Annotated in this window: 12 protein-coding genes and 1 tRNA gene; 9 read left to right on the forward strand and 4 right to left on the reverse strand. The window is 53.7% G+C overall.

Annotated elements, in window-relative coordinates:
* Positions 1–10 precede the first annotated feature (10 nt).
* From D3A97_RS20420 to D3A97_RS20440, 5 genes are all read left to right on the forward strand, one after another.
* Positions 11–1,168 (forward strand): efflux RND transporter periplasmic adaptor subunit, encoded by a 1,158-nt coding sequence (locus tag D3A97_RS20420; RefSeq protein ID WP_119080401.1) that lies wholly within the window; start codon positions 11–13, stop codon positions 1,166–1,168.
* Positions 1,169–1,324: 156 nt separating this feature from the next.
* Positions 1,325–2,134: an SDR family oxidoreductase gene (locus tag D3A97_RS20425; RefSeq protein WP_119080402.1), complete on the forward strand. Its 810-nt coding sequence runs from the start codon at positions 1,325–1,327 to the stop codon at positions 2,132–2,134.
* A gap of 130 nt (positions 2,135–2,264) precedes the next feature.
* On the forward strand, positions 2,265–3,092 hold the full coding sequence (locus D3A97_RS20430) for an SAM hydrolase/SAM-dependent halogenase family protein (RefSeq protein WP_119080707.1): 828 nt from the start codon (positions 2,265–2,267) through the stop codon (positions 3,090–3,092).
* Positions 3,089–3,373: a putative quinol monooxygenase gene (locus tag D3A97_RS20435; RefSeq protein WP_119080403.1), complete on the forward strand. Its 285-nt coding sequence runs from the start codon at positions 3,089–3,091 to the stop codon at positions 3,371–3,373. Before D3A97_RS20430 ends, D3A97_RS20435 begins: the two co-directional genes overlap by 4 nt.
* A 266-nt stretch (positions 3,374–3,639) precedes the next feature.
* Positions 3,640–6,873: a glycosyltransferase family 117 protein gene (locus tag D3A97_RS20440; protein ID WP_119080404.1), complete on the forward strand. Its 3,234-nt coding sequence runs from the start codon at positions 3,640–3,642 to the stop codon at positions 6,871–6,873.
* Between the two features lie 56 nt (positions 6,874–6,929).
* Here D3A97_RS20440 and D3A97_RS20445 read toward each other — a convergent pair whose 3' ends face one another.
* From D3A97_RS20445 to D3A97_RS20450, 3 genes are all read right to left on the reverse strand, one after another.
* A complete protein-coding gene (locus D3A97_RS20445) occupies positions 6,930–7,487 on the reverse strand; it encodes a hypothetical protein (RefSeq protein ID WP_119080405.1) in 558 nt (185 codons plus the stop codon).
* A complete protein-coding gene (locus tag D3A97_RS24905; RefSeq protein WP_157986660.1) occupies positions 7,484–7,675 on the reverse strand; it encodes a hypothetical protein in 192 nt (63 codons plus the stop codon). The genes D3A97_RS20445 and D3A97_RS24905 overlap by 4 nt, the downstream gene beginning before the upstream one ends.
* Before the next feature lie 150 nt (positions 7,676–7,825).
* Positions 7,826–8,665 carry a sugar phosphate isomerase/epimerase family protein gene (locus D3A97_RS20450; protein WP_119080406.1) on the reverse strand — a complete coding sequence of 280 codons (840 nt, stop codon included), beginning with the start codon at positions 8,663–8,665 and terminating at the stop codon, positions 7,826–7,828.
* A 186-nt stretch (positions 8,666–8,851) separates the two neighbouring features.
* Here D3A97_RS20450 and D3A97_RS20455 point away from each other — a divergent pair, with 186 nt between their 5' ends.
* The 4 genes from D3A97_RS20455 to D3A97_RS20470 are packed head-to-tail and all read left to right on the forward strand — an operon-like array spanning position 8,852 to position 13,554.
* Positions 8,852–9,946, forward strand: coding sequence for a vWA domain-containing protein (locus tag D3A97_RS20455; protein ID WP_119080407.1), 1,095 nt, complete (start codon positions 8,852–8,854; stop codon positions 9,944–9,946).
* A gap of 17 nt (positions 9,947–9,963) precedes the next feature.
* Complete coding sequence (locus tag D3A97_RS20460) at positions 9,964–11,466, forward strand: magnesium chelatase ATPase subunit I (protein ID WP_119080408.1); 1,503 nt, start codon at positions 9,964–9,966, stop codon at positions 11,464–11,466.
* Between the two features lie 55 nt (positions 11,467–11,521).
* The gene (locus D3A97_RS20465) at positions 11,522–12,808 is read left to right on the forward strand and encodes a Gfo/Idh/MocA family protein (RefSeq protein ID WP_119080409.1); all 1,287 of its coding nucleotides are present in this window, start codon (positions 11,522–11,524) and stop codon (positions 12,806–12,808) included.
* Complete coding sequence (locus tag D3A97_RS20470; RefSeq protein WP_317126384.1) at positions 12,808–13,554, forward strand: 3-keto-disaccharide hydrolase; 747 nt, start codon at positions 12,808–12,810, stop codon at positions 13,552–13,554. The genes D3A97_RS20465 and D3A97_RS20470 overlap by 1 nt, the downstream gene beginning before the upstream one ends.
* 396 nt (positions 13,555–13,950) lie before the next feature.
* On the opposite strand, the gene D3A97_RS20475 is transcribed toward D3A97_RS20470, so the two are convergent.
* Positions 13,951–14,024, reverse strand: a tRNA-Cys gene (locus tag D3A97_RS20475).
* Positions 14,025–14,054 lie beyond the last annotated feature (30 nt).

A 14,054-nucleotide genomic window follows, 5' to 3' on the forward strand; every position in this document is an offset into this window, starting at 1 on the left:
ACAGACGCACATGAAAAAGAACATCATCATCATAGTCGCCATTGCCCTCTCCGCCTGCGGCAACAAAGGCAAGGCCCCCGCGGCAGACAGTACGGCCACCGAACCGCCGCATACGGAAAACATGGTGGAGATCACCGAAGCGCAGTTCAACACCATCCGCCTGCAAACCGGCGGCCTGGAACAAAGGGAACTGAGCGGCACCATTAAAGTGAACGGCCTGCTGGACGTACCGCCGCAGCAAATGCTGAGCATTTCCATGCCCATTGGCGGCATACTGCGGCATACAGACCTGCTGGAAGGGTACTGGGTGAAAAAAGGGCAGGTAATTGCCCAAATGGAACACCCTGACTACATCCAGCTGCAGCAAGACTACCTGGAGGCAAAAGCCCAGCTGGCGTTCATGGACCAGGAGTATGAACGGCAAAAAGAACTGAGCGCGGAAAACGTGAGCGCTAAAAAGACTTTCCAGAAAACGGACGCTGACCGCAACGCCCTCAAAGTGAGGGTGGAAGCACTGAAACAAAAGCTGCTGCTCATGAATATAGCGGTGGCCAGGCTGGAAGGCGGCGCCATACTCCGCACCATTCCTGTACTGGCGCCCATCAGCGGTTACGTTACCAGGGTGAACGCCAATGTAGGCAAATACGTCAGCCCCAACGAGCCGCTTTTTGAAATTGTGGATACGGAGCACCTGCATGCGGAACTGACGGTGTTCGAAAAAGACATTCCACGCCTCAAAATAGGCAACAAGGTGCGGTTCATCCTGTCTAACGAGTCTAAAGAAAGAACGGCTACCGTACACCTGATAGGCCGGGAAATTGACAAAGACCGCACCATACGCGTACATTGCCACCTGGACCGGGAAGACAAGGAAATGCTGCCCGGCACTTACCTCAAAGCCTGGGTGGAAACCGGCGCCGCCAGGGTACCCGCCCTGCCCGCCGCCGCCGTGGTAATGGAAGCCGGACGGGAATACGTGTTTGTGGCTACCGAAGCAGCCCGCCACTACCGCAAAGTGGAGATCAAAACCGGCGTGACCGCCGGCGGGTATACCGAAGTCATATTGCCGGAAGAACTGCCTGCTGACGCACAGTTCGTAACGCAGGGCGCGCATGACCTGCTGGCCAAAATGGCAAACAGCGGAGAAGAAGGCGGCCACGCCCACTAGCGGCGTCATAAACATTTATCAGGGCCGGCCGGAGCATTTGTTTCCGGCCGGCCTTTTTATGTTCCGGTACCCGGGGCAACTGGCAACGCTGCCCTGTTCCCCTCATTTTCCCCAAATAATTTTCCTTATTGTGTGCCGCTCCGTTATTTTTGCGCCATGCAAAGTACTTTTCAGCATAAGTCCGTTGTGATCACAGGGGGCACTTCAGGGATAGGGAAAGCACTGGCGGTCGCTTTTTTGCAGGCGGGCGCCAGGGTATCGGTTTGCGGCCGCAGGGAGGCCGCGTTGGCCGCCCTCAGCCAGGAAGTCAACAATCCCCTGTTGCACACCTTTGTGGCGGACGTAGGCCGGGAAGAAGATTGCAAGGCGTTCATAGACAGCGTGCTGGAAAAATACGGCGGCATAGACATCCTCATCAACAACGCCGGCGTCAGCATGCGCGCCCTGTTCCGGGACGTGGAGGTGGATGTGCTGAAAACCCTGATGGACATCAACTTCTGGGGCACCGTGTACTGCACCAAGTTTGCACTGCCCTCCATTACGGCCAACAAAGGCACTATAGCCGGCGTGTCTTCCATTGCCGGTTACCGGGGCCTGCCGGGCAGAACAGGGTACTCCGCCTCCAAGTTTGCCATGCAGGGTTTCCTGGAAACATTGCGCACAGAAAATTTACATACAGGCGTGAACGTGATGTGGGTATGCCCCGGCTTCACCTCATCCAACATCCGCAACACCGCGCTGGACCAAACGGGCCATTCCCAACGGGAAACGCCGCTGGATGAGTCCCGGCTGATGAGCGCGGAAGAAGTGGCGCAGCATACGCTGAAGGCCATTGCAAAAAGAAAACGCACAGTGGTGCTCACCTTGCAGGGAAAACTGACCGTGCTGCTCAGCCATGTGATCCCCCGGTGGGCAGACAAACTGGTGTTCAATCACTTCCGGAAAGAACCTGGCTCCCCTCTCTGAACATTTCCGGCCCGGTATGTGTATATCCCTATGTGTATAAAAGAAATAAAATTGTTTTCAACATTACTTTGATAAAATGACTTTCTTTGCACTGATTTCCCCCTGTGCTTTTTAGTTCCGGATGTATAACATGCCCATCATCACACTAACATCAGACATCGGTTTGCAGGATTACCTTGCAGGCGCCATCAAGGGCCTGCTGCTGCAACACTGTGCGGATGCCCGGGTGGTGGACATTTCTCATCATATTTCGCCCTTCAACCTGCCGCAGGCCACCTACATCTGCCGCAGCGCTTTCCATTATTTTCCCGAAGGCGTGTACCACCTGGTGCTGAACAACCTGTTTGACCGGAAGGCGGACTACATGCTGATAGGCCGCCACAACGGCCAGTACATCTGCTGCGCGGATAACGGCCTGCTGACCATGATAGCCGGGGAAAAGCCCGCCGAGGTATACCGCCTGCCGCTGCCCGCCGGGGAAGCGCGCAACACCCTGAACATTGTACGCGCCATGGCAAAGGCCCTGGCACAACTGATGGCGGGCGCTCCGCTGGAAGCCATCGGCACGCCCGCGCCGGAAATAGTGGTAAAGAACAACCTGCAGCCCCTTACCGGAGAAGACTATATAGAAGGCCAGATCATCCATATAGACAACTTTGAGAACGTGGTGGTGAACATTACCCGCGAGCAGTTTACGGCGCACGGCAGAAACCGCCGGTTTGCCATCTTCTTCCGGCGGGACGAAATGATCACCCAGATCAGTGAAACCTATGCAGACGTGGCCGAAGGCCAGAAGCTGGCCCTCTTCAACGCGGCCGGCTACCTGGAAATTGCCGTAAACAAAGGCAATGCCGCCGGCCTCTTCGGCCTGCAGGGCTTCCGGCGAGACCAGCTGCAGCAAGGCTCCTTCCAGCAGTTATCTTTTTATCAAACCGTCAGAATCCTTTTTGAAGAATGATCCGGATCGTGAAACTCAGCTTTGACCCGGCCCGCGCCGCGGAATTTGAGGCCATCTTTGAAGCCCGCCGCCACGCCATCCGCCATTTTCCCGGCTGCAGCCACCTGGAGCTATGGAAAGACAAGATGCACCCCGGCGTATATTTCACCTACAGCACCTGGAACGATACCGCCGCGCTGGACGCCTACCGCCACTCCCCCCTCTTCACCGAAGTATGGGCCTCCATAAAAGGCTGGTTTGCAGGCAAGCCGGAAGCCTGGAGCCTGGACCGTAAGGCGTAACGGCCGCCCGCTGTTGCGGCCCGGCATATCCGTTATTCCACCCAGGCAACACCAAAGCCCCCTCCTGAAAAGTTTGTCTTCCTTCCCCCCGGGCAGGCCGGAAAAAACAGCGCCGCGGCAACGGGCACATCTTGATGGGCCCTCTTACAACCAGCCCGGCCGGTTCCCCGATTTGTTAAAATATTTATAAAAAGTTAAAACTGTTGTTCACATTAGCTTAATTGGTTACTTTTTCTATTTTTGTCGGAATTATCTAAAACAACCTTATGAATTTTAACCGGATTAATAACATTGTAGGCTGGATAGTGTGTATAGTTGCCTGCACAGTGTATTTAATGACGATGGAAGCCACGGGCAGCCTGTGGGATTGCGGGGAGTTCATTTCGGCCGCCTACAAGGTGCAGGTACCCCACCCCCCCGGCGCTCCGCTGTTCGTTTTGCTGGGCCGGCTGTTCACCCTTCCGTTCTCTCCCGCTGAAGCATCCCTGGGCGTAAATATCATGAGCGCCCTGGCCAGCGGTTTCACGATCCTGTTTTTATTCTGGACAATCACCCACTTTGCCCGCCGCATTCTCTCCAAGAACGGCGAGCCCCTGAGCAACCAGCAACTGCTGGCCGTAATGGGCGCAGGCGCCATTGGCGCGCTCGCCTACACCTTTTCCGATTCTTTCTGGTTTTCCGCCGTGGAAGGCGAAGTATACGCCATGAGCTCCCTGTTCACCGCCGTGGTGTTCTGGGCCATGCTCAAATGGGAACATGAGGCGGACACACAATACGGGGACCGCTGGATAGTGCTGATCGCCTACTTGATGGGCCTCTCCATTGGCGTACACTTGCTCAACCTGCTCACCATCCCCGCCATGGTGCTGATCTACTACTTCAAACGCAGTAAAAAAGTAAATACCACCGGCGCTTTCTGGGCCTTTGTGCTCGGTTGCGTGCTCACCGGCCTGGTACAGAAATTCATTATACAGGATACCATCAAGGCCTCCGGCATGATGGACGTGTTCTTTGTGAACTCCCTGCACATGCCTTTCTTCTCCGGCTTCACCTTTTATTTTGTAGCCATCATCGTGTTGCTGGTGTACGGGTACTTCCGGCCCAGGTTCGGGTTTTATGTGCCGCTCATCATTGTAGCGTCCGTTATTGCCATTCCCGCCTTTGCGGACGGAGACGGCGCCGGCATCCGTATTTTCCGTTTCGTACTGGCCGCAGCCGTATTGCTGGTGCCCTACTTCATTAAGATGTTCGGCATAGAGCTGAACGCGCAAAAGCTGAAACACTTTGTACAGCTCGCCAACTCCTGCATATTCTTCCTGCTGATGGGTTACTCCACGTATGTGACCACCATGGTGCGTTCATCCGCAGACCCGTCTGTAGACATGTATAATGTAGACAACCCGGTATCCCTGGTAGGTTACCTGGGCCGTGAACAGTACGGAGATTTTCCGCTGCTGTACGGCCAGGTGTTTACCGCCCGCCCGGAGTCTTACGAAGAAAAAGGCACCGTTTATGCCCGCTCCAACAAGGAATACATCCCCGTTGGCAAAAAACAGGTACCAGTATACGCCAGCAAAGATAAAATGCTGTTCCCCCGTGTTTGGGACGCCAGCAATGACCAGGGCCATGCCGACTACTACAAGGCCTTCCTGGGCCTCAAAGACGGCCAGGCGCCCACCTTCGGGGATAACATCAAGTTCTTTATCGGCTACCAGCTCAACTTCATGTACATCCGCTACTTCATGTGGAACTTTGCCGGCAAGCAAAACGACGTGCAAGGTTTCGGCAACCCGCGGGACGGTAACTGGATTTCCGGTATTGCCCCGCTTGACAATGCGCTGTACGGAGACCAGGGCGAAATGCCTGACAGCCTGCAGAACAGCAAGGCGCGCAATACCTTCTACTTCCTGCCGCTGATTCTGGGGCTGATCGGTTTCTTCTTCCATTACAACCGCCACAAGCGCGACGCGCTCATTGTTGGCCTGCTCTTTTTCTTCACCGGCATTGCCGTTGTGCTATACCTGAACCAGGCCGGCAATCAGCCCCGTGAACGTGACTACGCCTACGTGGGCTCGTTCTACGCCTTTGCCATCTGGATAGGGCTGGGCGTGCTCAGTATCTACAACTTCTTTATCAAAAAGAACGCCGTGGCCAAAATGGCCGCGCCGCTCGCCATCATACTCTGTTTTGTGGCCGTACCCGTGCTCATGGCGCAACAGGGCTGGGATGACCATGACCGTTCCGAGAAAGTACTGGCCCGCGATGTGGCCCGTGACTACCTGGAATCCTGCGCCCCCAACGCCATCCTGTTCACCGTGGGCGATAACGATACCTATCCTCTATGGTACGCACAGGAAGTGGAAGGCATCCGGCCAGACATCCGCGTGATCAACCTGAGCCTGCTGGGCGTAGACTGGTACATTGCGCAGCAAACCCGCGCCGTGAACCAGAGCCCCGCCATCGAAATGACGCTGGGCGCAGACAAGTACCGCGGCGAGAACCGCAACTATGTAATGCTGTACGATAACGGCCAGGTGCCGCAAGACCGCTACTTCAACCTGAAGGAAGTGATCAACTTCATTGGCGATGACCGCGACCAGGCCAAGGTACCGCTGAACACCGGCGAAAAAGTGAACTACCTGCCCACGCAGAAGATGTTCATACCGGTAGATGTGGCGGAAGTAGTGAAGAACGGCACGGTAGACATACAGGACAGCGGCCGCATCTCCCCGCAGGTGCCCTTTGTGATCCCGAAACAGGTGGTGTACAAAAACGACCTGGCCGTGTATGACATCATAGCCACCAACGCATGGAAACGCCCGATATACTTTACATCGCCCGTAGACCTCGGCTTTAACGAGTTCCTGCAGGTGGAAGGCCTCACCTACCGCCTGGTACCCACGCGCAGGCCCGTATCTGACGAAATGCTGCCCGGCCTTAACGACCAGGTGCATACCCGCAAGATGTACGAAAACCTGATGGACAAGTTTGTGTACGGCAGCGTGAACATAGAAGGCGTATACTTTGACGAGCCCAACCGCCGCATGCTGCAAAGCATCCGCAACGCTTACACCAAACTGAGCGTGGCCCTCACCAAAGAAGGTAAAAAAGACAGCGCGCTGAAGGTGCTGGACCGCCAGGATTCCGTGTTCCTGCCCGGCAACATGCCTTACGCGCTCACCACTCCGGGCAATATGCACAACCTCTGGAGCATGGAAATAGTATATGCCTATTATATTGCCGGCAATACCAAACGCGCCGGGGAAATATCTGATGAGGTCACCAAAGACCTGGAGCAGCAAATGCGCTACTACCGCAGCCTGCCGCCCCGCCTGTTCACCAACGACCTGCAGGACGATGCCCAGCGCGCGGAACGCTTTGTGCTCATGCTGAAGCAATGGAAGCTGGATTTCGGGAAAGACTCCGCCAGGGCCACCGAGGCCGGCGGGCAGTTCAGCACCGTGCCGGACAGTGTTCCGAAGGCAGACAGCGGTAAATAATTCTCCTGAACAAAAAACTCCCGGCATACGCCGGGAGTTTTTTGTTTGTTATATTGTCAGAGTACAATGTCTGGCAGATGATGATATGTACCGGAGAACATTTTGATGATCTCACGTTCTTTTATTCCCGTTTTTTCACAATTCCGGTTAACCAGTAAATATCCGCTTATTGCAGGGTATTCGAAATGCGCAAAAGTTTGTTGACCAAATTTCTTCGCTGCAAAATAAACATATGTTCTAAAACGCTGATTGCTGGCAATCCCTTCCACCTTGCCAGAGGTTCTGTCAATTGTGCGGGAACCGATAAAACCGAAAGAAGCGGAGGGGTGTTCCTTCAACAGCAGGGGAACTGTTTTGGCGCAGGTAACCAGGATGTTGCCTATATCTCCTTTGTTCGTTATCTTATTGTACCTGAAATCACTATGCCTATGCTGTTTTGCATAAAATTTCACAGCAAATGCATCTGCCTGATGATACTCAGCCCTTACAATGTAAATATACCGGGTAACCGGTGAATAGAATTTGTAAATGTAGGTACATACATGGTCAGATGCATCCCTGCATTGCTGCCGCTGAACAAAATTTAATGTATAACCAGGAAAATCAAACGTCAAGGCACTAAAACATTGATAGCAGAAGTGTTGGTTCTTTTAGCTAAATCGGAGGCTGACAATAACTTACCATTTGTAAGTTCAGGAGTTAAAACAACGGGCTTTACTTCCGTTAAACTTGGCCAGTTTAGACGGTCACCTTTGGGTACTATTTTTTTACCCTCGGAATTTTTATGGTGAGCACGTTTCATATAATGCTTTCAAAATTACAAAAAATATGAGAAATAACCCTGCCATACCCTGAGAGTGGCATAACCAGCACACTTAATACATTGATTATTAACAAAAAATCGCCGGGGGCATCCCCCCGGCGATTTCATTTTTTTATACCTTCAAAGCAATTACAACTTAGATATCATTGCCCTTACATTCTTCACGCTTTCTGTGATTTCCGGCACGCTGTTAAACCAGTTGTGCTCGTACTCCGCAGAAAAAAGCCCCTTGAATTTTTGCTTTTTCAGCTCTTTCAGCACCCCTTCAATGTTGCAAACGCCGGTGCCCCACACTACATCGTGACCCTGGCGGGATTTTTCGTGCAGGTCTTTCATATGCAGGCTGAACACGCGGCCGTTCAGTTTTTGCAGGCTCTCAATGGGGTCCAGTCCGGAGCGTACCCAGTGGCCAATGTCCGCGCAGGCGCCCATGTACTGGCTGCGGCCGTTGATGGCGGCCAGCACGCTGTCCGGAGACCAGTAATGGCTCGGTTTCGGGTGGTCGTGAATGGCCACCTTGATCTTGTACTCGTCACACAGTTTGGACACCAGGTCCAGGTCTTGCAGGCGCGGTTCAGACGTGATGATCTGGATCTTCATGGCTTTGGCAAACTCGAACAGCTGTTTCCACTCCTCGTCGCTCCTCGGGCTTACTACCCCAAAGGCTACCAGGGTCTTCTTTTTGCTTTTCAGCAGGTCAAGCACCTGCTGGCGCTTGGCGGCATCCATCTTGAAGTCCATTTTGCCTTCAATATTGCCGCCAATGGTCTGGCCCGGGTAACATTCCACATATTGCAGCCCGCAGGAGTCCAGTTTGTCCAGCGCCTGAGTGAGGGTAAACCGGTTGAATGAATAAGCCTGGGCGCCCAGTTTCCAGCCCAGCTTCGCTTCCTGTTTTTGCGCAACAGCCGTGGTGAACAGCATAACGGCCATTCCCAGGCTTAGCAGCCCTTTTCGTAATGAATTCATAGACGTGTTTTTTAACAGAGAGTAAAATAAGTGAATAAACAGCCATTTTCTTAATTTTCCGGGCCGCTTTTTTTACTTTTTTCGCCCCAGCGCTTTTTTGCGTAAATTAGACCTGATATGCAGCCCGCATGGCCGTCACTGTTAGTGGCACCCCATCGGGTTAAATAAAAAAGACAAAATAAGGGGATGAAAGGATTTATTTTCTCCCGGTTTGACCCGTCGGAGAACCAACAGTCGCCGTTCGAAAAATTGCTGGACATTTTCACGCAATTGCTCACTTACACCAGCGGAGACGTGGCAGAGGCCCTGCAGTGGCTCACAGAGCTAGACAAAGAATACCAGCTTTCCAATAACGAGTATGGCATAGGGGATTTCATACAAGACCTGAAAGACAAAGGCTTTATCCGCGAAAACGAGGAAAACAGCCAGCTGAACATTACCGGCAAAACCGAGCAGACCATCCGGAAAAGGGCACTGGAAGAGATCTTCGGCAAACTCAAAAAGTCTAATATCGGGGACCATAATATCCGTAAATCAGGTATGGGCGATGAGCTGAACGCCGAAACCCGGCCTTATACCTTTGGCGACGCCCTGGAGCAGATAGACATGACCGCCTCCATCCGCAATGCCCAGATCAACCACGGCATTGACGCGTTCTCCATGCAGCAGGACGATCTTGAGATCAGGGAAACGGACTTCAAGACCCAGACCTCCACCGCCCTGATGATAGATATTTCCCACTCCATGATCCTCTACGGGGAAGACCGGATCACCCCTGCCAAAAAAGTGGCCATGGCCCTCAGCGAGCTGATCACCACCCGCTACCAGAAAGACACGCTTGACATTATCGTGTTCGGCAACGATGCCTGGCAGGTGGAGATCAAAGACCTGCCCTACCTGCAGGTAGGCCCCTACCATACCAATACCGTGGCGGGGCTGGAGCTGGCCATGGACATTCTGTGCAGGCGGCGCAATCCCAACAAGCAGATCTTCATGATCACAGACGGGAAACCCACCTGCCTCAAGCAGGGCAAACAATATTACAAGAACAGCTTCGGGCTTGACAGGAAGATACTCAACCGTACCCTCAACCTGGCGGCCCAGTGCAAAAAGCTGAAAATACCCATCACCACCTTTATGGTAGCCACAGATCCCTGGCTGCAGCAATTTGTAAAGGAGTTTACGGAAACCAATAACGGCAAGGCTTTTTTCTCCGGAACAGACAAACTGGGCCAGTTCCTCTTCTACGATTTCGAGAGCGGGAAAAGAAAGCGGCTATAAAAACAGCAACACAAGCAATGGAAAAGATCAAAACGCTCGGAGAGCTTAAAAAAAGTGGTTATACCTACCGCACCGTGAAAGAGGAGATCAGGCAGAACCTGGTACTGAAGCTGAAAAGAAAAGAAAGCACTTTCCCCGGCATTATAGGGTATGACGATACGGTGATACCCGATACCGAAAGGGCCCTGCTCTCCCGGCACAATATCCTGTTCCTGGGGTTGCGCGGGCAGGCCAAAACGAGAATGGCCCGGCAAATGACAGACCTGCTGGACGAGTGGATACCCATTGTGGCCGGCTCGGAGGTGAACGACAACCCTTTTGCGCCCCTCAGCCGTTATGGGCGTGACCTGGTAGCCAGCCTGGGAGACAAAACGCCCATAGAATGGCTCCCCCGCGAGGCCCGTTATGGAGAAAAGCTGGCTACGCCCGATGTATCCGTGGCGGACCTCATCGGAGACGTAGACCCCATCAAGGCGGCCAATGAAAAACTGAGCTATGCGGACGAAAGGGTGATCCATTTCGGCATCATTCCCCGCTCCAACCGCGGCATATTTGTGATCAACGAGCTGCCTGACCTCCAGGCCCGCATACAGGTGGCCCTCTTCAACATCCTCCAGGAAGGGGACATACAGATACGGGGCTTCAAGGTGCGCATGCCGCTGGATATCCTGTTCGTTTTCACGGCCAACCCGGAAGACTATACGAACCGCGGCGCCATTGTAACGCCGCTGAAAGACCGTATAGAAAGCCAGATCATCACGCACTATCCCAAAACGCTGGAAAACTCGCTGCTCATTACCGAGCAGGAAGCCGCCATACACGAAGAACAGCAGGGCGCCGTGCGCATGCCAGACATCATCAAACGGCTGATAGAACAGGTGGCGTTCGAGGCCCGCGCCAGCGAATGGGTGGATAAAAAAAGCGGCGTATCTGCCCGCCTCACCATTGCCGCATTCGAGAACGCCATCAGCGCGGCCGAGCGCAGGGCCATCATCAACAAGGAAAAGAGCACCCAGGTACGGATCAATGACCTGCAGGGCATCATACCCGCCATAACGGGAAAGATAGAACTGGTATACGAAGGCGAGCAGGAAGGACCATTGCAGGTGGCCGTAAACCTGCTGGAAAAGAGCGTGCGCACCACCTTTGCGCACTACTTCCCCAACCCTGACGCCTTCAAGAAACGCAAGGCCGGCGCGGCAGACGTGAATCCCTACCGCAGCATCATCCAGTGGTTTGACCAGGGCAATGCCCTGCAACTGATGCAGGATACTACGGACAAACAGTACGAAGCCGCCCTTACCCGGGTAAGCGGGCTGCCGGAACTGGTAAAGCACCTCTTCCCCCAGGCCAACAAACAGGAACAGCTGCTGATGATGGAAATGGTGCTGCACGGGCTGGCCGCCTATTCCCTGCTCAGCAAGAAAACATTAGAGCGTGAGACCCGTTTTTCTGACCTGTTGGGCACCATGATGAATTTTGGCACGGCGGAAGACCCCGAAGAAGAGGAAGAAATATAGTTTCCTTTTCATATCTTGGATGTCATTTACTCCACGTCTAAATACATGAAAACTTATGCACAGAAGAAACTTTCTCCTGAACTCCGGTGCCTTCCTGGCCGGGTCGGCCCTCTTTCCTTCTGCCCTGCGCGCATTAGCCCCCAGCGACCGTGTTAATTTTGCGGTCATCGGCGTGAACGGCATGGGATGGAGCAACCTCAACGGCCTGCTGAACCACCCCGAAGCGCAGTGCGTGGCGCTTTGCGACGTAGACAAGAACGTGCTGGACAAACGGGCCGCGGAGCTGGCCAAAAAGAACATTACCAACGTAAAGCTCTACAGTGACTACCGCAAGCTGCTCGAGAACAAAGACATTGACGCCGTGGTGATCGGCACGCCCGACCACTGGCACTGCCTGCAAATGACAGATGCCTGCGCCGCCGGCAAAGATGTATACGTTGAAAAGCCCATCGGCAACTCCATTGCCGAGTGCCGCGCCATGGTAGCCGCACAGCAGCGCCACAACCGCGTAGTGCAGGTAGGCCAGTGGCAGCGCAGCATGCAGCACTTTAACGATGCCATTGATTTTGTACACTCCGGCAAACTGGGCAATGTGAGGCTCGTAAAAGCCTGGGCCTACATGGGCTGGATGAAGTCCATCCCCAAACAGCCCACCTCCGCCCCTCCCGCCGGCGTGGACTATAAAACCTGGCTGGGCCCGGCGCAAACCCGGCCCTTTGACCCTAACCGCTTCCATTTCAACTTTCGCTGGTATTGGGATTATGCCGGCGGCCTGATGACAGACTGGGGCGTACACCTGGTAGACTATGCGCTCTATGGCATGAAGGCCTCCAACCCCAAATCAGTGGTAGCGGCCGGCGGCAAGTTCGCCTACCCGGACGATGCGGCCGAAACGCCAGACACGCTCACGGCCATTTACGAGTTTGACGGCTTCAACATGCAGTGGGAACACGCCACCGGTATAGACGGCGGCCCCTACGGCCGTACCCACGGCATTGCCTTCCTGGGCAACAACGGCACCCTGGTGCTGGACCGCGGCGGCTGGGAGGTGATACCTGAAAAAGATAAAATGGAAGCCGTGCCCCGCGTAAAAGCATCAGACAACGGGCTGGTGAAACATACCAAGAACTTCCTGGAGGTGATCAAGTCACGCAACCTGAAAGACCTCCACTGCGATATCCAGACCGGCGCCAACGTAGCCGTGAATGCCCAAATGGGCAATATTGCCTTTAAAACAGGCCAGAAAGTGTACTGGAACAAGGAAAAGCAGCAGTTTACAGACGCCGCTGCCAACAAACTCATCACACCCGTTTATCACAACAGTTATAAATTGCCTAAATAATGAACATGTACCGTTTTTCTTCCCTGCTGGTATCAGCCGCCCTGCTGTTACCCGCCATCAGCGCCAATGCGCAGGAAAAGGGCAAGCCTGAAGACACAGAAGTATGGGAACCCGTGCCGGCCGTGGTAACACCCGGCGCCGGCACCGCCGCGCCCTCAGACGCCATTGTGCTGTTTGACGGTAAAAATCTTGACCAGTGGGAGTCCGAGAAGGGTGGCGCCGCTCCCTGGACGCTGAGCAACGGCGCTATGACGGTAGCCCCTAAAAAAGGCGGCATCAAAACCAAAGCGGCTTTCGAAGACTTCCAGCTGCATATTGAATGGCGTACGCCCTCCGTGGTAAAAGGCGAAAGCCAGGGCCGCGGCAACAGCGGCATTTTCCTGCAAAGCAATTATGAACTGCAGGTGCTGGACAACTACAATAACAAAACCTACTCCAACGGCCAGGCAGGCAGCCTGTACAAACAGGCTATCCCCCTGGTGAACGCCTGCAAAAAGCCCGGGGAATGGCAGGCCTACGATGTGATCTGGACAGCGCCGCGCTTCAATGAAGACGGCAGCCTGAAAACGCCCGCGCGCATTACCGTACTGCACAACGGCATCCTGGTGCAGAACAATACGGAATTGCTGGGCAAAACACTGTACATCGGCAAACCGTTCTACGAAAAACACGGCGCCCTGCCCCTGATGCTGCAAGACCATGGAGACCTGGTGAGCTACAGGAACATCTGGGTACGGAAGTTATAAATGCGTATAACAACCTTTTGGAAGACGGCCGGCGAATGATTCCCGGCCGTTTTTTTGGAGATCCTGTGCTGGAGAACAAGGCTTACCCTGTAAGCCGGAACCAGGATTAGTTTTCAGCATTGTAAACCAATATCAGTATTTTCTAAACCAAGGTGTAAACCTATATCAGGACAAGACCTAGGTCTAACATAGGTCTAATATAGGTGTGATATAGGTGTGATATAGGTCTAATATAGGTGTGATATAGGTGTGATATAGGTCTAACATAGGTGTGATATAGGTAGGAACTAGGTATTGGTCTTCTTCAGACACAGGTCCCAATGCGGAAATTTGATTTGATTCGTTTTCTGCCAGCCGCTGCCTGAAAACAAAAAACCTTCTCCAGAGAGAAGGTTTTGGAGGTTCCGAGCGGATTCGAACCGCTGTATAAGGTTTTGCAGACCTCTGCCTAGCCACTCGGCCACGGAACCATTAATTTTGTTGGACTGCAAAAGTAGTAA

This window comes from Chitinophaga alhagiae (assembly GCF_003568665.1).
Classification (GTDB): domain Bacteria; phylum Bacteroidota; class Bacteroidia; order Chitinophagales; family Chitinophagaceae; genus Chitinophaga; species Chitinophaga alhagiae.

Bases quoted from the DNA above. Each gene is read 5' to 3' on its own strand.
- D3A97_RS20420 (WP_119080401.1), top strand. From the start codon at position 11: ATGAAAAAGAACATCATCATCATAGTCGCCATTGCCCTCTCCGCCTGC.
- D3A97_RS20425 (WP_119080402.1), top strand. From the start codon at position 1,325: ATGCAAAGTACTTTTCAGCATAAGTCCGTTGTGATCACAGGGGGCACT.
- D3A97_RS20430 (WP_119080707.1), top strand. From the start codon at position 2,265: ATGCCCATCATCACACTAACATCAGACATCGGTTTGCAGGATTACCTT.
- D3A97_RS20435 (WP_119080403.1), top strand. From the start codon at position 3,089: ATGATCCGGATCGTGAAACTCAGCTTTGACCCGGCCCGCGCCGCGGAA.
- D3A97_RS20440 (WP_119080404.1), top strand. From the start codon at position 3,640: ATGAATTTTAACCGGATTAATAACATTGTAGGCTGGATAGTGTGTATA.
- D3A97_RS24905 (WP_157986660.1), bottom strand. From the start codon at position 7,675: ATGAAACGTGCTCACCATAAAAATTCCGAGGGTAAAAAAATAGTACCC.
- D3A97_RS20450 (WP_119080406.1), bottom strand. From the start codon at position 8,665: ATGAATTCATTACGAAAAGGGCTGCTAAGCCTGGGAATGGCCGTTATG.
- D3A97_RS20455 (WP_119080407.1), top strand. From the start codon at position 8,852: ATGAAAGGATTTATTTTCTCCCGGTTTGACCCGTCGGAGAACCAACAG.
- D3A97_RS20460 (WP_119080408.1), top strand. From the start codon at position 9,964: ATGGAAAAGATCAAAACGCTCGGAGAGCTTAAAAAAAGTGGTTATACC.
- D3A97_RS20465 (WP_119080409.1), top strand. From the start codon at position 11,522: ATGCACAGAAGAAACTTTCTCCTGAACTCCGGTGCCTTCCTGGCCGGG.
- D3A97_RS20470 (WP_317126384.1), top strand. From the start codon at position 12,808: ATGAACATGTACCGTTTTTCTTCCCTGCTGGTATCAGCCGCCCTGCTG.